Below are 23,261 nucleotides of genomic sequence, written 5' to 3' on the forward strand. Positions count from 1 at the left end.
AATGCCAACCAATTTACCACCTAATCCCGATATTCTGACTGGAAATGATGCCTTGATTAAAATCAACGGCCAGACGGTTGGATTCATGACATCTTTGAACGTTACAATTAACAATAACGTTCAGCCAATTAAAGCTTTGGGATTCCGAAAACCGAGAGGCCTGAAATCTCTTGATTGGTCAGGCCAGGCGAATGGAGAATTCCATATCCTTAGAAGTAAAGTCGATGGTGTTGTAGATATCAATACCAATGATGATACGCGAGCTGATGATCTGTATTCAATTCTAGTAATTGATAAGTCCAGTGGTAAAAGGGTCGGTCAATTGATTGGAGCTGTTCAAACAGAAGGTTTTAATCTTATGAATAACCAATTTACAAGTCGAAGCGTAAGCTTTGAACTTATGGATTGGGAACCAATGGAAGCTTATAACTAATTTTTAAAGGATATTTATGAATATTTTGCAACCTAACAGAGAAATTACTCTGACTTCCCAAGGAAAAACTTGGATCGCAGAAATAGCGACTCCAAGGATGAATATCGATATCGATTTAGCTGTAGCAAGAAGGCTAGGGGGTGTGTCACTTGAGAGCGTCCCTGGTGCAACTTATGGATATATTCTTGCATGCAAAACTTTGGAAGTTGTTTTGCGAGTTGTTCCAGATGAGTTTAAAAAATATCGAGCAGTCGAAGACTATCCTGATCCAGACTTGGTTGCTGAACTCATAAAGCAATATGAAGACAAATCAGCCTCCTTCCGAGAGGAGTTAAAAAAAAATAGAGACCAAGGAATACATTCAAAAGAATCCAGGAATAATTCAGGACCTCTACTTGATTCAAAAGTTTCACATCCTTCCAAAAGGAATAAGAAACATAGAAGACATGTTCGAAGAACAGAAGAGTTTTCTTCTGGAGGCGAGCGCGATTCTGGGGGATTTCAGTCGGTACCTAGAGATCCGACAAGTAATAATGGAGATAGGCGAGATAGAGAAGGCAGATCCGCTGACTCTAATACCTCCGAGAATTCAGCTTATGCTTCAGGTCGAGGAAGGATTTACCAAAGCTGATATTCTTACAGAATGTGAAATTAAAAAGCAGAATAGAATACGCGAACTAAGAGAAAGAATAAAGATCGAATAACATGAGTTCAGAGCAAGTCAATATTAAAGTCAAACTTAAAGGAGATGACTCTGAGATTTCCAAAATATTCGATAAAATAGGACGCAGAGGAAAAGAGGGATCCAAATTTCCGACTTCTCCTTCCTCACCGCAAAACTCAAATAATCCTAATTCCTCTTCAAACAGAAAAACAGTAGATAGAGGTTCTTTTCGAGAACAAATAAGGGAAAGTTTTTATAACAACAAACATCGAGGAGAAGGAATAGCTTCTGGAGCCCAACAAGCCATCTCCGAAGGAAAGCAGGGAGCTTTCTATTCAACATTGTCTTCAAGTGTGGAGTCCATGAGAAATTTTATGGTAAAGCATGGAGAGAAGAACAAGGAAAAAGACTCAAATGAAGAAAATAAATCTCCAGAAAGCGCAAGTAAGGCGATCCAAAATGCAACCTTTGAAATAACGAATGCCAATTTTAAAGATATAAAGAACGGAAAAGGTCCAAGTGGAAGTTTTCCCGATTCAATTAATGGAGGAAATAGAAATATTCCAACTTCCTCGCCTGATAGTGGAGATGAACCGAAAGGCCGAGGATCCTTCATTTCGAAAGCCGCAAGTTCACTTCCATTTGTTGGTGGTGTAATTGCAGCTGCAACCGCCGGTATGTTGAAACTCGTATCCGATGTTGGACAAAAGCATACGGAAGCAATAATGTCCCAAGCATCAACGATTGGAGCAACTGGTGGTTATTTCCATAAGGACCAAGGAATGTTCTCTAATGCCGAACTTGCTCAAGCAGTTGTGCAAAGAGGAAGAGTAACCGGAAGAACTGGTGCACAGGAAAGATCAATAGATGATCAAGAACTTCGATTCGCCTCCTCACAAGGAGTAGGTGCGAGTGAAGTGATGACTGCAATGGCAAGATTGAGGAAAGGAAATCCTGATGCGAGTTTAAATTGGTTTAGAGGTGCTGCAACTCAGTCAGGCTTTTCTGGTCTAAAGCAATCGGAGTTTCTCAGTAAAATGTCTGAGATTTCGCAAGCAACTATGGCCAAAGGTTACTCTGGTGACATGATGAATTTTGCAAGATTCTCTTCGGGGATAGGTATGTCAGATGGAAGCGATATGAATGCCAATGCAAGAATGGGAATTGCTGAATCACTCGCAGAAAAAGGAAGGCAAGGATTGTTTGGGGGTGGAGTACTCGGAGCGATGGGACTCGCGAAGGCACTGGAGTCGTCAAATGGAGATATAATCTCTGCTTCAAAGATGCTCGAAGAGGATCCGAGACTTATGGGACAGGCTTTTGATGAGTTAAGTCCAGAAGCGAAGTGGTTACTTGGGAAAAAAGAATTGGGAGTTTCTTCCAAAGTAGTGGCTGGATTCAAATTTGATGGGAATAAAGAAATTAGAAGTGAAGCTGATCTTGCAACACCTTATGACAATCAGTCGCTTAGACTTGATAATGAAGGAAAAAATCTATTTGCAGGTGAGGAGGGAAAGGAGGCGGCTAAGATCGGTTACGAACTCACAAAATCAATGCATGAGATGTTTAGAGACAACAAAGATGCAATAATGGATGTTTCTAAAACAATCCAAGCAATAGAAAAACCTATGTTAGAGTCTGCTAAGATGGTGGCTTCAGCTGCAGGGGACACAATTGAAGGAATGAAAAAACTTGCAGATAAGATTTCGAGTTTACTCGGTATCGATGTTTCTACTCCCAAGAAAGTGGAAGTAGTAGGGATAAAAGCAAAAAAATGACAACTTTAAATGAAGAATATGTACGTCGATCGGATGGGAAGGATAACGGTGCAATACTCATAACTTATGCAGCTCCTCCTGAAGAAACCGTAAAAGATTTTATTGAGACTTGTCTTCCTCTAACCGGCATATTTGAGAGAAACCTAGATATTCCTATAATTTATGGCCATCCAATGTTCCAGGAAGGTATATCGAAAGAGGGTATTGATGGATTATTGCCAAAGATAGGTGTTGAATGGGCAAGAGACACCCGAGTCGATTATTTAGGTATGAATGAGAAACATTTCAAAGGGAACGATTCATTTTTTGAATTCTTAAATTCATTCAATCAGAAACCAGATACTCGAAGGATGCCAAGCGAAAACTTTCTAAAAAGATTTTCTGAAGCTACTCATTTCCAGCAATTTCAACACACGGTGAAATCAGAAGTAGTTATAACTGGCTTTGCATCTGGAAATGTTGGAAGAAAGGTCTCTCAGTGGATGTATGAAGCCATCGATGGAATTTTGTCATTGATGGTCCATGATCTTCCTATATTGCACCAAGGATTAGGAGTGATGATTTATGAAGACTCGGAAACTAACTTGTCCAGCTCTGATTTCGCAATGCCAATATTTGGATTTGAAGTAAAAGTAATTCTCACTCAAGTAAGAACAACTTTTAGAACAAAACCGAGCTATCTATTTCCAGAAGCAAGAAAATTCGATGTGCATCTAAAAGGTTCCAAATCCAAATTCAGTGGTTCTTTTGGCTTAGAAACGTACGGTCAACCCTGAAACTATCTCCGATACGATATTTCCTTCGTAATATAAGATGATATCGAGGCAAACTAAATGAATAAGCTTGAAGGGATTGTAAATTCTACGGTTTTTAATTTCAGAAAAACTCAAAGTGAAATTCTGGAAATTTTAAAAGCAAGGCCAATCAAATACTACAAACGGATCCCCACAGGTAACCCAAATAGGCCTTACAAATATTTCTATACAAAGAATCAATTTGATAAATTCACAAAAGTTCAACAAGCAGTTGAAAAGAAAAAGCCTGTAGTTCAAGTCAGTGATCTTGATAATCAAATTGCTCAAGCTCAAGAGAAGCTGAGAATACATCGGGATAATTCAAATCCAGAAAACAAAAAATTATCAGAACAACAGTGGGAGACCAAACTTCGCTCATTACAAGATGAGTATCGCAATCTATTAAAGCAAAAATCTATTAAAGATAAATCTCACACCTTGACAGAATTAGAAAAATTGACCTTTCAAAGAGTTCACGGTGTCAAAGCACCTGATACAATTCCAGTCGATAATTCTGGTAAATTTGAAAGTCAATGGGTTCAAACTTATGTGGCTGAAAAATTGAAAGAAGTTAATTCAGAGGCAGAAGGTGACGATTTTGAAAAGAAGATTGAAAGTGAAGATACATTGTCACTTATTGAAAAGCGATTAAGGACTAAGGATCCAAAAGAAGTAGCTGCAAGAATTGGAATTTTTAGTGAGAAGGATATTGATGAGAATATTGAATACAATCAAAAACAGATCAATGATACAAAGAACAACGCGACATTAAAAACTTCTAATTACGGTCTTTATAAACAGTCATTAGAGGAAAATTTAGTCGATTTAAAAGTACTCAAATGGCTAAAAACAAATAATCCTTTCTCAAATAAGTCAGAGGAAGAAACTCTATTTTCTTATGCAGATAAAGTAAAGGATTCAGTTTTAGAAAAAAAGATCGAAATCGAAAAGAAAAATTACGAGGATGAGATTCTTTTAAAAAATTCTTTTCCAATTGGGACAAAGGTAATCCTAAAGCCTCAGGCTCTGAGTAATCCAAAAACAATCCTACAAAATTCTTCTGAAGAAGAAGTGATCATAACTAAATCAGTGTTACAGGATGGGAAGGTGTACTATCACTATGAGGATAGTAATTCAGGAACCGGATTTGCGCCTTCGGAAGAATTCAAATCTATTCCAGAAAAACAGCCTGAAAAGATTTCCGAACTTATCACGAAGGCAGATCCAGAGAATAGAAAAATAATCGAGAAATCTATCCTAGGACAGCAAATTACAGAGGAAGAGAACGAGAGAAATCTAGTCAATGATGCTCTAAATTACAATTATGAACCTAAAGAAGTAAAAGTAATAACCTTTCAGTTAGGTTACGATACACTTGATGAAACTATTGCGAAAGACTATTCCGAAATGCCCGAATCTGCACTTGTATTTTGGGATAAAAAGAAAATGGATTTATCCAATGTTGCAACTCCTCCTTGGTTTAGCTCGATAAACGAAACGGAAGTTCGAAGATCTGGTTTCAGACTTCTAAAATTCCCTTTAAATACAAATGAGTTAACAGGGAAATACTATGTGTATTCCACTTCTGGCGTCCAGATTATGACAGCCAAACAAATCGCATGTGTTGAGAGGTTTTTTCAGGAAAAGGAAAAGTCCAAAATTGGACCTAGATCAAGAGTTAAGATCTATAAAAATAATACCATGGGGTATACTCAACTAGATATCTATAAGCAAAAGCTTTTTGCTCTTGGGAAAAAGAATCGTTTGCCAGGGTCAGATCCAAGGTATAGAGAGCTATGGAGTCTTCACCGAAAAATTGATGAAGTTCTTGGATATGTGGCCACTGATTATGAACTTCGATTCAAAGATAGGATAACGGATGGCACTTATCAAAAAGGGGAGGAAACTTCTTACGGTGATTCGGGAACCGTGAATGACCTCTATGATAGTCTTGGTGTGAAAGTAAAAATGCAGAATGGTAGCCAAGTGGATAAGTCTTCTTTGAAAGAAGTAGAATCCGGTTTGAAGGAAGTCTTTCAGGTTTTTGGAGACAGGTCTTCCATGGCAAAAAACTTCGGTCTTAAGATTTCCCATTCTGGAAAAAAAATGCAACATGCAAGAAAGGCATTGGGTATCTATTTCCCAAGCTTCAAAGCCATAGGTGTGAACTTCATTGGCCATGAGGAATCTCCTAATCTAACTCTTGCACATGAGTTTGCACATTTCATGGATAACTATATCGGCGTCCGTGAGAAAAAGTCTTTTTTTGCTTCTGAATCGGGAACAGGAATCGAATCCGAAATCGCAAATGTTTTCCGTGATGGTATGGCGAGAGATTTTAAAGCAAAAGCGTATTGGTCTAGGTCGTGTGAGTGTTTTGCGAGAGCATTAGAATGCTATTTCAACAAAAAAACAAACAAGCCTCACATATATAGAAATGGTGCAAATCCTGAAGAGAAGTATTTTGAAGAAAAAGTCGCTCCTTTAGTAGAGAAGTTTTTCCAAGAGAAGAGCGAGATTCTAAAATCAATTCTTCCATCCAAATATACAAATTTAGTAAAGCGGAAGGTTGTAGAATTACGCAATTTAACATCTACTTCTCCGATAGATCAAAATCTTAAAGTATAAGAGAATGAACTGCTTGGTTTGGACGCATTTCTTAAGAGTTCCTTTGATTCTACTATATGCGAAAGAGTCCCCGTGTTAAATGCCTACATTCCTCGGACCATACGATTTTCAGGAGATTCCCAGAGAGATACTCATGCGTAACTTAATGCTACTCGATACTACCATTGATTCTGAGAATGCATCCGGTTCATTCAATCTAGGTGATATCACGACCCCTGGCACCAATATTGTCCAAATCATTGTAAAGATTTCTGAGGCTTTTGACGGTGTATGCGAAGTAACCGTAGGAACAAATTTTGAGCCTAGTCTCTATGTTTTAAATGACGATATAGATTTAAGTTTGCCCGGCTTTTACGTGATTCCTTTGTTGGAAGAGCTAACTACCGCTGTTCAACTCAAAGTGTACTTTATAAAAGGATTTGGAGTAACTCAAGGGAAGCTCGAAGTATTCGCGATAATCGCAAACTAAATTCCTCCGATATTCTAAAATTTTAGAAGATTTGGGAATATGAGAGAGCAACAAAACTTTGTTCATCAATTTTCAATTGTAAAAGCCCAACCAGAAGAGAGATCCGGATCCATCAAATGCCTAATCAAAGCATCTTCGGAAAAAGAAGATCGAGTGGGTGAAATTATTCTTAAGAGTGCCTATGCTGATTCACAAATGAGGAATAATTTTCTCAAGGAAGGCTATCTAGACTACAATCACATCACAGACTTCATCGATAAAGAAATTGCCGAGACAAAGCCTTCTGTAGATCGATTGGCAACACTCCAAAAAAGCAAACTTGAAGCAATCATTGGATATCCAGAGGCCGTTGGAACAAAAGACGAATTCCCAAATGAACTCGGAATCAAAGACGATGGATTTTATATCTTGGGAAGGCTTATTCCAGGAAATCATTTCGTTGAAGAAATCCGGAAAGGTCTACAAAGCGGATGGAAAGGTTATGGAGCGTCCGTCTCAGGAACCGCATTTGCTAAAGATTTTGATGGGAATAAACTTAAACGTATAACTCTGAAAAAGTGTGCAATCCAACCTCTCCAAGAATCAGTGAATGGAGATACGCATGTTACTTTATTAAAAAGCAATCTAGTTCTCCTTCGCGACATTCAAAAGTCGTTCGCGGATGGAACATCACCGGTACCGTCTCAAATGACAAGCGGTGAGAACGAGCTTTATTCCAAAATTCATGCTTTGGAAATGAAGCTTAATGGCTTTATGAATCTACTATCTCACCATCCTGAGTTTGCAGATAAATTTTTAGAAACTATCTATTCCGATATTCTCTCACAGATATTGAATGGAGGTATGTCTTTGAAATCGAGCTCCCTTCGAGACTATATTCAATTTCGATATGGTTTAGATGGCGAAACTCTCGAAGATCTGACTGACACGTTATTTATTAAAATTACCGGAGAGCAAAATCAATGCTAGGTGAAGCAATCAAGCGATTACGGGATAAAACCCTAAGTATTAAAAAATCAACCCTTGATCCTTCTGCATCCTCCGACGGTGGGGATCAAGGAAAAGGGGAAAATGGAGGATCTACTCCAGAGGAAGTAGCTTCTCAAGCAGTAACTCATTTTGAAACAGGTGAATTAAAACCAGACTTAGAGTCCGTAAAAGAGTTCGCTATAAAAAATGGAATTCCCGATGGGGAAGCAGATTCATTTTCCCATGATGTGATTGATGCTTATTTTGGAGCGGATCCTGGAAAAGCAGAAGATGGTACATCCAGTGCAGATCCAACCGAAGATGCAAAAATGGCAGAGATGCAAAAATCTCTTTTAGCAATCGAGGAATCTCAAGTTGTAATTGCAGAAGGGATGGAAGCTCTTTTGGAAAGACAACCGGAAATCGATGCATTGAAAAAAGAAGTATTGCTTCTTAAATCAATGTTAACCAAACTTCAAGGCTTACCTGCAAATCCAAAAAAGCCAATTGAACAAACTCAAGTTACTAAGTCTGTAGTCGCTGGTGCAGTTCCAGTTGATCAAAGAGCAGAAGTCGAAGTGGCAATTCTTAAAGCGATTCAAGCTGGAGAGCTTGCAGTTGAAGAAATGACTTACTTCGAGACCACGGGCAAGGTTTCCTCTGAGGCAAACGTTATTATTTCCAAATATAGAGGTAACAAATAATGTTCACTCCCGGACAATATTCTTTAGAACAAATTCTCGAAATTCGAAAAGCATTCGAAGCGAACACGGCTGCAAATGGAGTTACTCCCTTTGTTGATCCAAACAACCCAGGTGCGGCATTATCAATGCAATCTCTCGACAAAACATTTGTCGCGATTGTTTCAAGTAACGTCCATTTCAAATTCTTGTCCCAAATTCCAAAACGAGGAGTTAAACAAGTATTAGCGGAATACAACAAGCAGGATTCTCATGGTGGTGGATGGTACAATTCCAGCTTCCTTGGTCAATCTGATGAGCCTGATTTCCGCGATGCAAGCTTGCAAAGGCTCTTCGATGAAGTATGCTACATTGGAGAGGGCTTCGACTACAATAAGGTAGTAGATACCGTTGACAATGTTCAGGATCCTTCGATCATTCAAGGGAATTCCGCTCTTCGTCGAGGTATGGAAAACCTTTCAAGGTCTGTTTGGTTTGGTAGCAAAGCTATCAACAAACTGACTTGCGATGGATTCTTGACGAGAGTTCGCGATACCAACGATGAATTCGTGATGGATGCAAGAGGACAGCTTCCCGATGTAGATGAAATGAAGTATCATACTTCTGACATTGCTTCTAGCTTTTTCGGATTACCTAACAAAGCTTGGATGCACCCTCAAACAAAGGCGCTCTTCGATCAAGTATATCAAGGATCCAGAGAATTCGTTTTCCAAAACGCTGCTCAAAATCCTGGTAATGTTGGCCAAGGGAATGTTATTAAAGGTTTGTATGATAGCAGTTCAAAAAATGAATTTCTTCTCTACGAAACTGACATCTTCATGGATAAGCACAATTGGCGAGTTCCTATGCGTAAGAGCGAGTCTACTGGAGAACTTATCGAAGGTCCAACTTCCCTAAGCGAATCTCCTAACACTCCTAGTCTTGCAGTAGAGCCTGTCGTATCCGATGCGAATAGTAAATTTACCACTGATGCTGGTGTTCATAGATATCGAGTAGCCTCTGGCGGTTTACGTCACTGGTCCGCTGCTTGCGAATCTGAACAAGTTACAGTACCTTCTGGTGGTGGAGCTGAATTGACAATCACTCCTGCAAACACCGGAAACCCTGCAACTCGCTTTGCGATTTTCAGATCGATCAAGCCTGGAAGCACTGACATCCGTTATATGAGAGAGATTGTTCGAACTCCTGGAGCTACGACTGTTTTTGTGGACTTGAATGAAGATATCCCTGGAACCACAATTATGGTAATTGGAGACTTCAACGCAATGTCAGGTGTGGATGAGACAAGAACTTATGTTCTTTCTGAACTTCTCCCTTTCACTAAAACATTGTTCCCTTACGGAGCTGGTGGAAGAATTCGTTCTAAACTTGGAATGGTTGAATGGTATGGAGTTCCTCAGATCTTCGCACCTGAAAAATTCAGAGTTTGGAAAAATATTCCAGTGAGAACTTAACAGTTTCTAAAAATTGATTTTAAATCAGAGGAAGCGGTGAGAAATCACCGTTTTTTTATTATATGGCTGTGAACTTTGAAAAACTTTGGCAAGACGGTTATTTTCCAAGAACGGAAAAACTCATCAGAGAAATAGCAATTATTGCGAAAGAAGGTTGGAGCCAAGCGACCCTTTCCGCCTCTCCCTCTTGGTGGGGAAAAATGGCACTTTCAAAAACATCCGGAGGAGGTGGAGGATTTATTCTTCGAAAAGTCGCTGGTGGCTATGAAGTCAGTTATGCGAATCAAGGTAAGTATAATTATCTAGCAGTGATAGAAAAAGGAAGAGGATCATTTGACATGAAGCCTTCAATCCTTGCTTCCAAACGAGCAAGAATGGGTAAAAATGGTAGATATACAATTGTTCCACTTTCAAAAGAAAAAGGTGGGGAGAAAATATCTCCTTCCAATTCAAATATCAATGGACTCATGACAAAGATCGGATCTCGCAAAGAACCGAACGCTTATGGCCAAACAGTCACACGGAATCGATACTCTTACTCTCGAGATCAGGGAATGAGTGGAAAAGGAAACGTCTATGAAACTAGGCAACATCAAAAAGATGGGTCGATTCAAAGTTCCTATACGAAGTTCATCACTGTTTCTGAAAGCTCCAATGGATTTATTTATCCTGCAATAAAAGCCCAAAACAATCAGGCAAAAATTGAGACTGTTGTTAAAAAAGCCCTCGCGTCAAATTCTCTGAAAAGTGCCGTTGCCAAAGATATCAAAGGCATCATATCGCATTTGGTAAAAAAGTACGGCTCAAAATAAACTTAGTTCTCTTTTCCGATAGATTCATTTAGCGAAAAATCCTTAACAGAGGATATTTTTATGAATGAACAAATGATTTTCAATCAAATCTCGCAACTCAGTTTCCAAAACATGATGAAAGGAATGGATAACGAACTGGCAGTAAAAGAAGCAGAGAAGACTGTAAAATTGATGATCCAAACTTCAAAGAAACTTAGCGAGGAGGCCTCCAAGTAATGGAGGTTCATCGAATCAAACTAGAATTACTTTCCCGTGAAGGTAATTCTACAGAAACAATTCTTGAACGAATAGAAAAGGAAGTCGAGGTAACAGAGCCCCAATTCCTTACCAAATTACTTGAAGCTATCGGTGAAGAAAACGTTCCTGTAACCCATGTCTTCGAGATCATACCCGAACTTGAAACAAAATACATTTTGATGGAATGTAAATATGTTTCTGATGATTTTTCCTTGGGAATCAAAAAAGGACAGTTAGCACCTATATCATGTAAGTTTACGGAAACTGAAGCACCAAAATTGATAGAAGGAGGATTCCTTCTTTGGTTCGGTGAGATAGATTATTTGGAAGTCTTAAGTTCAAATGCTCAAAAAGTAAAAGTTGAGATCTATGTAGGATGAAGAAGCTTTACTATTACTTAATCGCTGGAATCTCTAATATTGTTCAACTAGGAAGGAGAGGCAACACTTTACGTTCCGAGCCTACCCATATTGAATTCAGATCTCCAACCAATTCTTTACTCAGAGTAAAAGTTGGCAATGCGGTTGAGTTAACAGATGCAGTCTCTCTAAATGATCTTCGAGAAAAGGTACTTCTGAATTACGGAACTCCTGTTCAAAATATTTCACAATTAACAGCGATTCCAAATGCAGAACGTAGAGATAAACAAATTCGCTACGTTGAAGATTTAAGAAGTTACTACCAGTTTGACGCAGAATCGAATGAATCCGTTCCAAATGTTGACGATCCAAATAGAGTTTTTCTTCCAAACGATTTATCAAGTATTAACACAGGCAGATGGATTCAAACTCGCGGAAGGACAGAATACCACTCTGATTTACTTGGAATAGATGAAGGAGATGACCATCCTCAATACCAGCTTCGAAACGAGAGAAATAACGAAAACGGATATCCTGGACTTACATCAAATAGAGAAATCGAAGTACTATCAGGAAACCTTATCTCAGGAATCGTTACTTCGTTTCTAAGATCAATTGCGAATGTTGCGAGAACATGGAATTTACCAGATGCCAATGGAACTCTTACTACCGAAGAAAGGTTAGCTTCTGAAGTCACAACTATAAACGATGTACTAAGTAACAAAGAGAACTCACTACCAAGTGGAACTAGCGGCCAATTCTTAAATGGTTTGAAGGCAATGGTAGCTGTTGCGTGGAATTTTATCGAGGGTAAACCTAATGCTTTCCCTCCGATTACTCACGGACATTTGATATCAGAGGTTATGGATCTTGAAGATACTTTATCGGCCAAGGCTGACTTAGTAGATGGGAAGGTTCCAGCATCCCAAGTACCAATTTTTGATCCAGCTTTACAAATCGTAGAGGATATTGATGAAAGGAATTCTATTTCACCAACCGGGAATCTTCCAGTTTATGTGAAGGACGCCTCGGATGATCCAAGTGTTACAACGGGTGGTGCATTTTACTTATTTGAACTTGCAAGTGAAACATGGATTAAATTATCAGAAATGGAGTCCATGGAAATTGTACAATCATGGGCAAATATATTAGATAAACCGACAACATTTCCTCCATCGGCCCATGGTCACAACATAGCAGACGTAAGTGGACTTCAAACCGCTTTGGATGGGAAAAGAGCAGTTGGAAATATTCCTGGAAATGAAATAACTCAAGATGCAAGTCATAGATTTGTTACCGATGCGGAAAAAACTCTTTGGAATAATACAGCGCATAATGCAGGAGATATATCAGGATCTGTCTCATTTTCGGGATTCAATGCGAACAGAATCTACAAAGCAAGACTGATAGGAAATGCAACCTTTACGACGATTTCGGGAGGTGTGACAGATCAAGTTTATGTAATGAAATTTTTACAGGATGGAACGGGAGGAAGAACTATAACCCTTCCTTCCAACGTAAAAATTCCCACAGGCGAAACACCTGATACAGCTGCGAATCGAATATCCATTCTTACAATGTATTTTGACGGAACTAACTATCTTGGATCTTGGAAGAAAGGCTGGATTTAAATGTTAGCAATGTTATTTCAGGAATCGAATCCACCATCCAGTTATACAGGAAACATGGTAGCGGGATTTGGCAACATTGGATTCCCTAATATTTTTACCGGGTATAGTAGTTTTTCACCCACTATAGGAAATCTTTCACCTGCTATATTTGAAGGACTTGAAATTACTGCGATAAGGCACCACATTGCCAGTAATTTACATATATTAGGTTTCTTACCATCTCGACCATCTCCGGATTTAACTAGTATCAAAATTAATGAAACAGAGTATAGTCTTACGATATTTGACACAAAATTTTATACTTTTTCCCCAGGTTCTTCTCTTTTTGTAAATGGCCAATCGTATACTATCGAGTTCATAAGATAATGGAAATCGGAATCAAAGAACTTATTACAATCGGAATCGCTCTTGCTGTGTATTTCGTAAGAAACGAAAACCAAAAATCTGTCTCCTTAATGGATAGGGATTTAGAGGCAAAAATTCAATCCAACAAAGATATGATTGTCCAAGTTAAAAATGATAGCGACAAATCAAACGAACGTTTAATGGCAAAACTTGGAAACATAGAGGAAGATACAAAAAGAACTGAGAATGCAATCAAAAGTCTCACTGGTGAATCCTCCGCAACACGTGATCTCGTTTTAAAAATGTATGAGCATGTTCTCGCCTTTTCTAGTCAACTTGGAGCCAACTTATCGAAGATAAAAATTAATAATACAGAATATAATTTAAATATTATTGGTAATCTAACTTCATACTCTTTTGGCCCTAGTGGGTCAGGTGCTTCTTCTCTTTTTGTAAACGGCCAATCTTACACAATCGAGTTTATAAGATAAGGTAAAAGTATAACCATGTCATTTTGGGAATTCGTTAACTTACATGTATGGGTAGTGATCTTTGTCGCACTACCTATGATATTTGTCTTATTATTTCTAACACTATGGGGAATCGTCCTACTTTTAAAAACCAACAGAGTGTTAGTGGATACGAAATGGATACAATTCAAACCGGAAGAAAATAAAAAGCTTCCACTTCTGATTCATGTCATGCGAGATAAATTGGTTTTTGGGCAATTAAATTTACTCAGAGATTATTTTTCTGCTCACGTTGCATGTGTAATTTCTCTTCACAATGGAGGGAAATTCAATAATGGCCTTTCGGTCCAAAAATGGACATTGACTCATGACTGTGCTGCAGATGGCCATATCACTTTTTACAACAAAGGATTAAAATTTAAGGACCAGCTTGTCTCTCAATCCGAATGGGTTGAAGAAGTTATCACAAAGGATGAATTTTTCTTATCGATTGAAAACATGGCCGAATCTTCCGCATGGAGAAGGGAGTTTGTTCGAAATGCAATTCGTCACGGGTTTCTTAAGCTAGTAGAAACAGATGAAAATCCTGAGATCATAATCGGTTTATTTTTCAGACATGAAAAGAGGGAAGATGAATTCACGTTCAACAGACATATAATTCGGGAATATTCAGATAGAATTTCTTCCATTCTAAAAACTGGAACGGGGAATCAGGATTCGAAAGAATTATGAATACTCCAAAATCCTTTTACAGAATTTTAAATGGTCTTTTCTCAATTTGTTTAAATACCGCTTCAATATTAATGTTATTTGGGTGTTTGAGAAATTCCCGAAATGAATCCAACGGTATCGTTTTTTGATCTGAGTATTGGCTAAAGAATTCTGTGAATGAAACTCTTATCGTGTCCAGAATGAAATCGTAGATACGCCTTTCTTTATCTATATCACTAATATTTTTTGGTGTAACATGAAATTCTTTTTGGAGTTTATAGCTTAAAAAATGTCCAAGTGGACTAATATGGAAAAGTGCTTCATCATCTGATAATTCAGAATAATTTTGTTTATTAGTCACTTCCAACACTTTAGCTTTACTCAAAAAATGAAGTTCAAAGGAAAATATTTTCCTATACAATGTATTATTTTGAAGTCCGTTCAAAAACCTGTACATGAAAGAATATTTAATATATTCAAAATATGCATCACTCAATCGTGTTTGGATATCTGTTGGATCAAAACTATCCGTAAATCCACGTATATGCGGTGCGTATCTAGCTACCCATTCTTTCATAAGTTGAGTGGTGATAGCCGTTCTTTCTTTTGATAGAGTTTTTAAATGTATTCTTACTTCAGCGCTGGAGTGCTGAATTATAAGATCGAGTTTGTCTCGTGCTGTTGAGTATGAAATTTCTTGACGGGATGGCAAAATTTATTATTGAAGGGAACGAAGAAGCTTTCTAACTTTTTGATTTTCTAAGTCCCTTTCGAGCGCTTTGTCTAACTCAGGCGTTTCCTGCAAAAGATAAAAGGGGTTATAACGAGGAGCATCGTTTTTCTCTCTTTCGATGGCCATTTCAATGCCTCGCTCGACCTGTTCTTCGTTGTATTCAAAATTCTTTAGGAATTCAGAGAGCATATTGTCAGTCATTTATAATAAATCCCTGGAATCAATCATCATTTATAGGAACATTCCTATATTGGGCTGGAATTCTATTCCTATTTCTAAGTCTGTCACCCTTTTTTTTACCATCGGCCAAAATTCCCTTTTTTTATCGAAATTCTAGCTTTTGGACAAAATCCGTGACAAAAATAGGGTCGATTTTGTCCTAGACTCTGTCACGAGTCCAATAATACGATCTAAGGAATCCTACTCTTCCTCGAACTCAAGATCTTCATCAAAAGGATAGGAATCATCATTCGGAATATTTTCTTCCGATTCCTCCTCTGGGTACTGATCCATGGATGGCTGATTCACTCCCATCATATGCTGCATAAATGTAGGATTGAGAATGAGCGCACCTGCTTTCTTAGTAGTTTCTGGATCCTCACCATACATATCTGCCATAACTTTTCCAAGGGTAGGTAAATCCTGAGCGACTCGTACTTCATCAATAGTACGAAAATGCATTACTTCATCTTTCATCTTGGCCAGTTTCTCTTTTTCGTCTTCAGGATCCTTTCCAGAAAAAGAAACTCGGAAAGCGTCATACTCAGGAAAGTATAACTTCACTTTGTTGAAAACAGACTCGAAATAAGTAAGCAGTGATTTTTTTGCCCTAGTCATCGATCCTTTGATCTTATCTGATTGATTAGCTTCTGCCAATGTCTGAGATCCTAGAAGTCTAAGTCCGAGCTCTGCTTGGTCCATTCCATGACCCATAAGAACGAAAGAGACAAGCCATTGCATAAAATCTTTGAATAACATATCATTCGCCAAGTTCAAAGGAGTCCATTTTATCTCACCTGCTGAAGAAGACATGATAGGTATTCCATGACTGTCATCTAAACCAGAAACCATTTCTCTCCATTGAATCTCCAATGCTTCAATAGAGTCCTGAGACAAATCTCCCATGACTGATAAAAAACCTGGAGGAGGTTGCCTAGTGAATCGATCTCGATTGTACTTTAGTGAATTGATAACTCCAATAAGATCCAACATAACAGCTTCCAAAGGAGAAAATCCCCATCCTCTTAATTGGATGTCGGAGAGATGATTTTTGTGAGTCCAGATCAATTCATCTGGTCCAAAAGTTTCCACAACATTGTTATCTACGATTTGCACATAGCGAATGGACCTGTCACCTAAGTATCCTTTATCGACGTCTACAGGGAAAATTGTCGTAGGATCCAAATATTTCATTTCAATCGGCTTCCCGAAATGATTCTTAACTATGTAAAGAGCAATTCCATCGACAGAAAGAGTATCTCTTAACATCATTTCAAAAACTGGATATAAGTGATCTCTTTCCGACCAACCCGCGACTCGATCTCCCATTAGTTTGAAGAAATCTCCGCAAGTCTTCATTAGGGATTCTATTTCAGGAGAGATCTTTTCCGCTTCATCTTCCATGACAAACCAGATGCCTTCTTTACGACTTACGGTTGCAAATCTTATGAGGTCATCGATTCGGATTGTATGAATTGCGGAAATAATTGATGTTCCGTACGTTGCCTGTTTGAGCATCGAATAGTCAATTCTCCAAACAGGTCTGAGTCTAACTCCATCTGCCATCATTTGGGATTGCTCCCAAGTATAAACAGGAGTCTTCGAATACTTTCCAGCAACACCGGGTGAATCAACGGTTCCAAGGAATGACTTGGCGAGCGTTAGAAGCTTTTCGTTTACTTTTCCAGGGTTTACCGGATCGTTTTTCTGAGTATTTCCTGGAATTTCCCTGTATATCCCATCTTTATCTAGTTCGAGTTTTCTTTCTTTTTGGCGAATTCGTTTGAGTAAATTCTTCTCATATTCAGGTCCACGAGGTCTTGGCATGAACCTAGAGTATTTGATTGGATTCTATCGGTGGGAATTTCCTGGGTTTTTCCGCGAATTTCCCTGAATTTCCGTCAATTTCCAGGGGATATTCAGGAAATTGAAATATCGGAAATAATCCCGTTCAAAGACTTTTCCGATATTTTCAGATTCGCAAGAATCTTTCTATGAAATCAATCACCTTACAGGACTGGGATCGACTTAAACTCCAAAATCAATTTACAATTCCAGGAGATGCGACTGCTACAGATCCGGAAACAGGGATTTTAACGAAAGCAAAACGTATTTTTTATATCACTCGAATTCTCGCGACAGCTGGATGGACTATCATCGGTGAAGGAAACAATGCAGATCCACAACTCCGATCGATAACAATCACTGGAAACGGAACAGAGAAATTCGAGATTCTTCCTCTTTGTTTTTCCAAAGTCACTACCTTAACAGGTATTACTTCAATATCTGGATTTTGGATATCTGCTTCGGAATTTTAAGTGCTAGCTTCACCTTACAAAGAAAAGACTCTTCAACTCCTAAAATCGATCTGGAAGAGTGGTAAACCTGGCCTAGTTCAAAAGAACATTATTGATAAGACAGGAAGGAAACAAACTAAATGGATCCGACCAGGTGAAGTAAATACTCCAATCGAAAAGAAACGCGAGGAAGCCAAACAACAGCGTAGGCGACAAGTAAGTTTGCCAAATCACTCGGATGAAGACAAAGCCAAAATCGAAAAGATGATTTCGAAGCACAAGGAATTTGAAAATCGAGCACGCGAACAGAGACGAGTGTATGGCTCCGGCCCGATGTTACCAAAGCCTGGACTGATTATGAGGGTTTATGCGAGGGGGAAGGTGAACGTAGGTGGGATGTTAGCGGAAATAAAGAAGGTTGCGGAGGATGGTAAGACGATATTTGCAGAATTGACTTCAGGAAAAGTTTACAGCTTCCCAATTGATCAGCTGCAATTCGCCAAATCGAAATTACCATATGATCACCTTAGGAGAGATAAATGACAGGTTACGGATATGAAGGCACTCTTAATAAAAATGAATCCAATTACGATTACTCGGATCTGGCTATTAAAGTTTATCCAGATAAAGCCAAAGATCCTATTCCTCCAAAATGGGGGTGCCTGATACATCCAGATGAGTGTAGAAGAATCCTTTTCCTAGGTAACGAACCTTTGGTGACAACGAGAGGAACACAACTAGAAAACTTCCAACTTAAAAATTGGATTGATCAGACTGTTTTAAGTTTTGGACAAATGATAGAATGGGATATTTATCCGCGACTTTGGCGTCATAGACCGTCACCTAACGCAATTGGTCGAACAGACTTGGATCCCTCTGGTGAAATCGAAGAATTTGCCGAATGGGAAGATAGGTATGACTACAATCCGACAAGATCGTCAAAATTCCTCGTTCGCTTGCGGAAGAAAAACGTATGCGCTGTGCACAAGTGGATGCTTGTGAGCCCATGGACCGGGAGTAGGTTTATCGATCTTCGAGAGAGAATGGTAGCGAAATTCAGAGAGGGGATTTTGGAGGCGGTGTTTGTGAGAACACCTTGGGGTGGACTTGCGCCGAATCCAGTTGGATTACAAGCATGGAGAGGAATGGGAGTTGGGGGAGGAGTTTTTCCTGGAGCTTACGAAATCGATTACACAACCGGATACGATCATGCGAGTCGAGTTCCTATGGAGCTCAAGGATGCTGTCTTAAAATACTTTACGATTTGTGTAATGTCATCTTATGGAGATGGAATTATTGGAGGTGTTTCCAATTATTCAACTTCGGTAGGTGTGATTTCCGAGAGCCTTGGAACAACAATGTCAGCGACTTCAGCATTTTTTGGTGCTCGTATCAAACAGCTATCAGATGAACTTGTAGATTGGCATAAAAAGTTCAAAGGCAAATACACAGGAATCAAATTCGGAGTCCTGTAAGGATCCTTTTCCGATAAGAATTCTTTAATCTATTCTTGAGAGATATGAGCTCTCAAGCTGAATTCCGAGATGAATTTGTTCCTCAATCAGTTCACTTAACTCAGAAGGATAACTTCAATCCAGATGGATCTCACAATATGGATAAATCCATTTGGGGAAGATTCAACCAATGTTACGTTGCATCTGCAGTCTCTACAATGACTCAAAATGCAAACTTTCTAACTTCTGAAGGAAAGATTGATCCTCAGAAGCGATGGTTCATGGATGAGTTTGCGTACAACAATCTTTTGAATGGAGCAATCCTAGAACGCGCAAAGAATGGAGAGATCAATGTCAAAGAAGGATTCAACGAAGAACCATCGAAGGTTCGATTCCTTTGGCTAAGACATGCCGACTTAATGTCACTGATGTTCGGTGACTATTCCAAAAAGAAATACCACTACCGTTTTTATTCCTACAGCGAAAAGGATCTGATCAATACCACAAAGTTGGGACTCCAGACACTTTTTTCCGTAAAGATTCGAGAAATCTATGGCTCTGGAGACGGCCATATCGTTTCTTCTTGCGGCCTTCGTTATAACGAGAAAGGGGAAGTGATAGGTATTTTTATTCAGGATCCAGCAGGATCCCTTTTTGAGAAGAACTCTTACCGGAATGATCTCTTCACTGGAGAGAAGGTATATTGGAGTTTATCTCAACTTAGGCGAATTACAAAAACTGGCTGCCATATTATGAAATTGGAGGAAAGAAAAAATGGATAGTATTGGATTTATAGATGTTATTTGGGGATATGCAAAGGCGATCTTTGATTTTGGCTATATGCTCGCCATCTTCTTTATCTGTTTGTATTTGTTTCGGTTTTCACCTTGGTCCATAGACTTTGAAGCTGGAAAGAAGAAACAGAAATGGACTATGTATATCGGGATCGTTTTAGGAGTTATTTTTGTATCCCTAAAATTCGCATTGATCGGGTTCTCTCAAGAGATTTGGGTGTATCACGTAAATCTAATCATAAGTTTTTGTACCATCACTTCTATTTACGATTACCTTGCATCCTACCTGATTAAAAAACTCGAGCTCTTAAACAGGAAGGAAGAGAACCATGAGTAGGTGGCTCTTTGCTTTGTTTCTTTTTCTTTTTATAAATTGCGGATCCGTCCAAAGGATGGAAACCGCTTCTACAAATATTTTGAGCGAGTCGGCTGTAGAATTGGTTGGAAAATCAAATCTAACTTCAGAGGAAAAGAAGTCTCTAACCGAGAAGATCCGAATCCTCCAATCTGAAATTAAAAGTCGGGACCGAAGAATTAGTGAGCTAGAAAATGAGATTGAAGCCCTTGGAAAGCAGCACCTAAGACTTCAGAATCGATTTTCTGAAGCTCAACGGGATGCAGGGAAGGGTGATGGGTTGCGAGGGCTAGCATATTGGATCCTTGCGATTATTGGATTTATTGTGATTTTATCGATTCTTTACCTGGTCTTCAAAGGGAAGGTAGGAATTCCAGGGATTATAGGATGATATCGACTTTCAGTCAGTCCTATAAGGTCAAGATACATAAATCCCGAACCCAGTTTACTAGATAAAGTGACTTAAATATAATAAATTATGAGATGGAAAGGAAAAGCGTTGATTTTTAGATTGAATTGTCCACAAAACAGTCATTACTAAAGCCAGTAGCAGAATAATCCATATCTTATATTTGCTTTCTTGACCTCGAGTTAAGGGAAGTTAGATTGAATAAGATAATAACAATACTAGTTGTAGTTCTAGAACGCCGACTCAAATATGTAAAATTACATTCACATTTGTTCTCTTGACTTTTTCTTATTGGCGCTTGGAAAATGATTCAGGAGACGACGATAATCTATTTTTTTACTACCAATTTATTCATTGAAATATGCTTTTGAATCTTGACGTTGGACTGTATTCTGTACTTTTTTAATGAATATTGACTTTGCTTTCTTCTTACTCCAGCAAAAAAAGGATTTTTTTCCAAATCACAAAATTTCCAGATCATTGGATACAAAAGTGCAGACCCATACTATTTTGACACCTATCCAAAAACAGATTGGCAAGAGGATACTTTCCTAAAGGTTCAAACTTTTCTGATCTGACTCAAAAAGACGTTGAAAAAGCAGAGCAAAAGTTAAATTCTAGACCTAGAAAAACACGTGGATTCAAAACTCAAAATGAAGTCTTTTGGAGTGCCAATTAAAGAGTTGTACTTATTGGTTGAATCTGCTTTAATTAAGAATGGCAAAAATTCCCTTTAATGTATCAGCACGAACCGCACGGCTTATAGGTCGAGAGAATGTAGCATCGCCTGAAGGTGCAGTTATTGAGCTTATTAAGAATGCTTATGATGCTGATTCCGAATTTGGAATTGTTGATATTGATTACTCTAAGAACCAAATGCTAATAATAGATAATGGTGATGGAATGACAGATAAAGTCATAGAGAATCACTGGATGACGATAGGAACCGATTTAAAGGAAAGAGAATATACTAGTAATAAAGGTAGAATTAAGTCTGGAGCAAAAGGTATTGGTAGATTTGCATTAGATAAATTAGGCGAAATATGTACGATGATTACTCTCCCTCGAGGTCAAAAGGATGGCTTTATTTGGTATGTCGATTGGCGAAATTTTGAAATAAAGAATGCAAAGATTTCCGAAATTAATGCAGATTTAAATAATGTTGTTGGGATTAACTTAAAGAATGAAATAAAAAAATTAACTTCAAACTCGCGGCTGCTTAACCTAATTTCTAAATTAGATTTTTCTCAAGGAACTATTATATTTATAAAAAACTTAAGGAATGATTGGAATCTAGAATTATCGAATAAAATTTTCACTAATCTGGAGATATTAAATCCACCAGAAGATTTTGATAAATTTACCATTAATTTTTTTAATTCAGCTTTTCCAAAAGACTATGGCCTGATTCAGACTGAACCATTTAAAGATTATGATTATAAGTTAGTTGCTAAATATGAGAAAAATTCTACAAGAGAAGTATTATTAAAAATTCATAGAAATGAGTTTGATTTTACTCTCATAGATAAAGAATTATTTGAGCAAGAGGATATGAAAAGGTTCCCTTTTGATAAGGCAACTTTTAAAAAAGAAAATTTTCAAGATAAAAGAACATTCTATCAATTAATTCCTGGATATAGTAAAATAGAAAAGAATAGTATCTCAAAAAATATTGGTAACTTCGTTTTTACTTTCTATTTTTTTAAAAATAGTACATCTAAGCAAGATCAAGAAAAATATAAATTTAAATCTTTTAATTCAAGCACTCGTAAAAAGTGGGCATCTAAATATGGTGGAATAAAGCTTTTTAGAGACAATTTTCGTGTTAGACCATATGGGGAGGTTGATACAGCTTCTTATGATTGGCTTATGTTGGGAGATCGCGTTTCTATAAGTCCAGCTTCCCTCAATAGAAGAGGACAATGGAGAGTTAACCCAAATCAAGTTGTAGGTACGATTGTATTTTCTCGACTGTCTGAAGAATTCTTAGATGATAAATCAAGCCGTGAAGGATTATTAGAAAGTCCAACCTTTGATTTATTCAAAAATATAATAACGGGACTCATTAGATATGTTGAAGATGATCGTAGTACTATAGGCGCAAATCTTTCCGAATATTTTTTTAAAACCAATGAAGAAGAGGTTATAAAGAAAGAAGCAGAGGATATTGCTGAAGATGATTCCGAAGAAGAAGAGCCAGAGGAAGTAGTCAGAAAGCAAAATAAGAAATTAAAAAAGGGATTTAGAACACAGAAAAGACTTTTAGATGAAAAAGAAGATGAATTGGGAATGATGAGAGCGTTAGCTAGTGCTGGAATATTGATAGCAAGTTTTTCTCATGAATTCCATCATATAAAGAATAAATTGAATAATCGTGCTTTTTATTTAAAAAAGCACTTACTTGAACTTCTTCCTGAATCAAAAGTAAAAAGTTTAGAAAATAGGAAGAATCCTTATTACTTGATTGATGAAATTTCAAAGTTAGATGAGAAAATAAAGCAATGGATCGAATTTTCAATCACTCTAACTAAAAAAGATAGGAGAA

Annotated in this window: 24 protein-coding genes; 21 read left to right on the plus strand and 3 right to left on the minus strand. The window is 37.9% G+C overall.

Annotated elements, in window-relative coordinates:
- Window position 1: 1 nt before the first annotated feature.
- From EHQ62_RS17135 to EHQ62_RS17200, 15 genes are all read left to right on the plus strand, one after another.
- Window positions 2–433 (plus strand): phage tail tube protein, encoded by a 432-nt coding sequence (locus EHQ62_RS17135; RefSeq protein ID WP_135645098.1) that lies wholly within the window; start codon window positions 2–4, stop codon window positions 431–433.
- A 16-nt stretch (window positions 434–449) separates the two neighbouring features.
- Window positions 450–1,064 carry a hypothetical protein gene (locus tag EHQ62_RS17140; RefSeq protein ID WP_135645100.1) on the plus strand — a complete coding sequence of 205 codons (615 nt, stop codon included), beginning with the start codon at window positions 450–452 and terminating at the stop codon, window positions 1,062–1,064.
- A 74-nt stretch (window positions 1,065–1,138) separates the two neighbouring features.
- Window positions 1,139–2,875, plus strand: a complete 1,737-nt coding sequence (locus EHQ62_RS17145; protein ID WP_135645102.1) for a hypothetical protein — start codon at window positions 1,139–1,141, stop codon at window positions 2,873–2,875.
- Window positions 2,872–3,651, plus strand: a complete 780-nt coding sequence (locus EHQ62_RS17150; protein ID WP_135645104.1) for a hypothetical protein — start codon at window positions 2,872–2,874, stop codon at window positions 3,649–3,651. The genes EHQ62_RS17145 and EHQ62_RS17150 overlap by 4 nt, the downstream gene beginning before the upstream one ends.
- A gap of 57 nt (window positions 3,652–3,708) precedes the next feature.
- A complete protein-coding gene (locus EHQ62_RS17155) occupies window positions 3,709–6,297 on the plus strand; it encodes a hypothetical protein (protein ID WP_135645106.1) in 2,589 nt (862 codons plus the stop codon).
- Between the two features lie 79 nt (window positions 6,298–6,376).
- Window positions 6,377–6,766 carry a hypothetical protein gene (locus EHQ62_RS17160; RefSeq protein WP_135645108.1) on the plus strand — a complete coding sequence of 130 codons (390 nt, stop codon included), beginning with the start codon at window positions 6,377–6,379 and terminating at the stop codon, window positions 6,764–6,766.
- Between the two features lie 39 nt (window positions 6,767–6,805).
- Complete coding sequence (locus EHQ62_RS17165; RefSeq protein WP_135645110.1) at window positions 6,806–7,735, plus strand: hypothetical protein; 930 nt, start codon at window positions 6,806–6,808, stop codon at window positions 7,733–7,735.
- Window positions 7,729–8,439, plus strand: coding sequence for a hypothetical protein (locus EHQ62_RS17170; protein ID WP_135645112.1), 711 nt, complete (start codon window positions 7,729–7,731; stop codon window positions 8,437–8,439). Before EHQ62_RS17165 ends, EHQ62_RS17170 begins: the two co-directional genes overlap by 7 nt.
- Window positions 8,439–9,890 (plus strand): capsid protein, encoded by a 1,452-nt coding sequence (locus EHQ62_RS17175; RefSeq protein WP_135645114.1) that lies wholly within the window; start codon window positions 8,439–8,441, stop codon window positions 9,888–9,890. Before EHQ62_RS17170 ends, EHQ62_RS17175 begins: the two co-directional genes overlap by 1 nt.
- Window positions 9,891–9,952: 62 nt before the next feature.
- Window positions 9,953–10,702, plus strand: coding sequence for a hypothetical protein (locus EHQ62_RS17180; protein ID WP_244241828.1), 750 nt, complete (start codon window positions 9,953–9,955; stop codon window positions 10,700–10,702).
- A gap of 60 nt (window positions 10,703–10,762) precedes the next feature.
- On the plus strand, window positions 10,763–10,918 hold the full coding sequence (locus EHQ62_RS18615; protein WP_167482897.1) for a hypothetical protein: 156 nt from the start codon (window positions 10,763–10,765) through the stop codon (window positions 10,916–10,918).
- The gene (locus EHQ62_RS17185; RefSeq protein WP_135645116.1) at window positions 10,918–11,319 is read left to right on the plus strand and encodes a hypothetical protein; all 402 of its coding nucleotides are present in this window, start codon (window positions 10,918–10,920) and stop codon (window positions 11,317–11,319) included. Before EHQ62_RS18615 ends, EHQ62_RS17185 begins: the two co-directional genes overlap by 1 nt.
- Window positions 11,316–12,929, plus strand: a complete 1,614-nt coding sequence (locus EHQ62_RS17190) for a hypothetical protein (protein ID WP_135645118.1) — start codon at window positions 11,316–11,318, stop codon at window positions 12,927–12,929. The genes EHQ62_RS17185 and EHQ62_RS17190 overlap by 4 nt, the downstream gene beginning before the upstream one ends.
- Before the next feature lie 365 nt (window positions 12,930–13,294).
- Window positions 13,295–13,765, plus strand: coding sequence for a hypothetical protein (locus EHQ62_RS17195; protein WP_135645120.1), 471 nt, complete (start codon window positions 13,295–13,297; stop codon window positions 13,763–13,765).
- 15 nt (window positions 13,766–13,780) lie between these two features.
- Window positions 13,781–14,476 carry a hypothetical protein gene (locus EHQ62_RS17200; RefSeq protein ID WP_135645122.1) on the plus strand — a complete coding sequence of 232 codons (696 nt, stop codon included), beginning with the start codon at window positions 13,781–13,783 and terminating at the stop codon, window positions 14,474–14,476.
- 16 nt (window positions 14,477–14,492) lie between these two features.
- Here EHQ62_RS17200 and EHQ62_RS17205 read toward each other — a convergent pair whose 3' ends face one another.
- From EHQ62_RS17205 to EHQ62_RS17215, 3 genes are all read right to left on the minus strand, one after another.
- Window positions 14,493–15,167: a hypothetical protein gene (locus tag EHQ62_RS17205; RefSeq protein WP_135645124.1), complete on the minus strand. Its 675-nt coding sequence runs from the start codon at window positions 15,165–15,167 to the stop codon at window positions 14,493–14,495.
- Between the two features lie 6 nt (window positions 15,168–15,173).
- Window positions 15,174–15,389 (minus strand): hypothetical protein, encoded by a 216-nt coding sequence (locus EHQ62_RS17210; RefSeq protein WP_135645126.1) that lies wholly within the window; start codon window positions 15,387–15,389, stop codon window positions 15,174–15,176.
- Between the two features lie 219 nt (window positions 15,390–15,608).
- On the minus strand, window positions 15,609–17,234 hold the full coding sequence (locus EHQ62_RS17215) for a phage portal family protein (RefSeq protein WP_135645128.1): 1,626 nt from the start codon (window positions 17,232–17,234) through the stop codon (window positions 15,609–15,611).
- Window positions 17,235–17,401: 167 nt separating this feature from the next.
- On the opposite strand from EHQ62_RS17215, the gene EHQ62_RS17220 reads away from it, so the two are divergent.
- The 6 genes from EHQ62_RS17220 to EHQ62_RS17245 form a co-directional block, all read left to right on the plus strand.
- Window positions 17,402–17,725, plus strand: coding sequence for a hypothetical protein (locus EHQ62_RS17220; RefSeq protein WP_135645130.1), 324 nt, complete (start codon window positions 17,402–17,404; stop codon window positions 17,723–17,725).
- Window positions 17,726–18,247 (plus strand): hypothetical protein, encoded by a 522-nt coding sequence (locus EHQ62_RS17225; RefSeq protein WP_244241829.1) that lies wholly within the window; start codon window positions 17,726–17,728, stop codon window positions 18,245–18,247.
- Window positions 18,244–19,179 (plus strand): hypothetical protein, encoded by a 936-nt coding sequence (locus EHQ62_RS17230; RefSeq protein WP_135645132.1) that lies wholly within the window; start codon window positions 18,244–18,246, stop codon window positions 19,177–19,179. Before EHQ62_RS17225 ends, EHQ62_RS17230 begins: the two co-directional genes overlap by 4 nt.
- Window positions 19,180–19,223: 44 nt before the next feature.
- Window positions 19,224–19,940, plus strand: coding sequence for a hypothetical protein (locus tag EHQ62_RS17235; protein WP_135645134.1), 717 nt, complete (start codon window positions 19,224–19,226; stop codon window positions 19,938–19,940).
- Window positions 19,933–20,289 (plus strand): hypothetical protein, encoded by a 357-nt coding sequence (locus tag EHQ62_RS17240; RefSeq protein WP_135645136.1) that lies wholly within the window; start codon window positions 19,933–19,935, stop codon window positions 20,287–20,289. Before EHQ62_RS17235 ends, EHQ62_RS17240 begins: the two co-directional genes overlap by 8 nt.
- Window positions 20,290–21,433: 1,144 nt before the next feature.
- The coding region (locus EHQ62_RS17245; RefSeq protein ID WP_135645138.1) for an ATP-binding protein at window positions 21,434–23,261 on the plus strand (1,828 nt) is incomplete at its 3' end.

Source organism: Leptospira jelokensis (assembly GCF_004769635.1).
Taxonomy (GTDB): Bacteria; Spirochaetota; Leptospiria; order Leptospirales; family Leptospiraceae; genus Leptospira_A; species Leptospira_A jelokensis.

Excerpts from the sequence above, each read along its gene's own strand:
- EHQ62_RS17170 (WP_135645112.1), top strand. The coding sequence starts at position 7,729 with ATGCTAGGTGAAGCAATCAAGCGATTACGGGATAAAACCCTAAGTATT.
- EHQ62_RS17160 (WP_135645108.1), top strand. The coding sequence starts at position 6,377 with ATGCCTACATTCCTCGGACCATACGATTTTCAGGAGATTCCCAGAGAG.
- EHQ62_RS17190 (WP_135645118.1), top strand. The coding sequence starts at position 11,316 with ATGAAGAAGCTTTACTATTACTTAATCGCTGGAATCTCTAATATTGTT.
- EHQ62_RS17195 (WP_135645120.1), top strand. The coding sequence starts at position 13,295 with ATGGAAATCGGAATCAAAGAACTTATTACAATCGGAATCGCTCTTGCT.
- EHQ62_RS17185 (WP_135645116.1), top strand. The coding sequence starts at position 10,918 with ATGGAGGTTCATCGAATCAAACTAGAATTACTTTCCCGTGAAGGTAAT.
- EHQ62_RS18615 (WP_167482897.1), top strand. The coding sequence starts at position 10,763 with ATGAATGAACAAATGATTTTCAATCAAATCTCGCAACTCAGTTTCCAA.
- EHQ62_RS17145 (WP_135645102.1), top strand. The coding sequence starts at position 1,139 with ATGAGTTCAGAGCAAGTCAATATTAAAGTCAAACTTAAAGGAGATGAC.
- EHQ62_RS17135 (WP_135645098.1), top strand. The coding sequence starts at position 2 with ATGCCAACCAATTTACCACCTAATCCCGATATTCTGACTGGAAATGAT.
- EHQ62_RS17165 (WP_135645110.1), top strand. The coding sequence starts at position 6,806 with ATGAGAGAGCAACAAAACTTTGTTCATCAATTTTCAATTGTAAAAGCC.
- EHQ62_RS17150 (WP_135645104.1), top strand. The coding sequence starts at position 2,872 with ATGACAACTTTAAATGAAGAATATGTACGTCGATCGGATGGGAAGGAT.
- EHQ62_RS17210 (WP_135645126.1), bottom strand. The coding sequence starts at position 15,389 with ATGACTGACAATATGCTCTCTGAATTCCTAAAGAATTTTGAATACAAC.
- EHQ62_RS17215 (WP_135645128.1), bottom strand. The coding sequence starts at position 17,234 with ATGCCAAGACCTCGTGGACCTGAATATGAGAAGAATTTACTCAAACGA.
- EHQ62_RS17175 (WP_135645114.1), top strand. The coding sequence starts at position 8,439 with ATGTTCACTCCCGGACAATATTCTTTAGAACAAATTCTCGAAATTCGA.
- EHQ62_RS17180 (WP_244241828.1), top strand. The coding sequence starts at position 9,953 with ATGGCTGTGAACTTTGAAAAACTTTGGCAAGACGGTTATTTTCCAAGA.
- EHQ62_RS17155 (WP_135645106.1), top strand. The coding sequence starts at position 3,709 with ATGAATAAGCTTGAAGGGATTGTAAATTCTACGGTTTTTAATTTCAGA.
- EHQ62_RS17230 (WP_135645132.1), top strand. The coding sequence starts at position 18,244 with ATGACAGGTTACGGATATGAAGGCACTCTTAATAAAAATGAATCCAAT.
- EHQ62_RS17220 (WP_135645130.1), top strand. The coding sequence starts at position 17,402 with ATGAAATCAATCACCTTACAGGACTGGGATCGACTTAAACTCCAAAAT.
- EHQ62_RS17240 (WP_135645136.1), top strand. The coding sequence starts at position 19,933 with ATGGATAGTATTGGATTTATAGATGTTATTTGGGGATATGCAAAGGCG.
- EHQ62_RS17235 (WP_135645134.1), top strand. The coding sequence starts at position 19,224 with ATGAGCTCTCAAGCTGAATTCCGAGATGAATTTGTTCCTCAATCAGTT.
- EHQ62_RS17140 (WP_135645100.1), top strand. The coding sequence starts at position 450 with ATGAATATTTTGCAACCTAACAGAGAAATTACTCTGACTTCCCAAGGA.
- EHQ62_RS17200 (WP_135645122.1), top strand. The coding sequence starts at position 13,781 with ATGTCATTTTGGGAATTCGTTAACTTACATGTATGGGTAGTGATCTTT.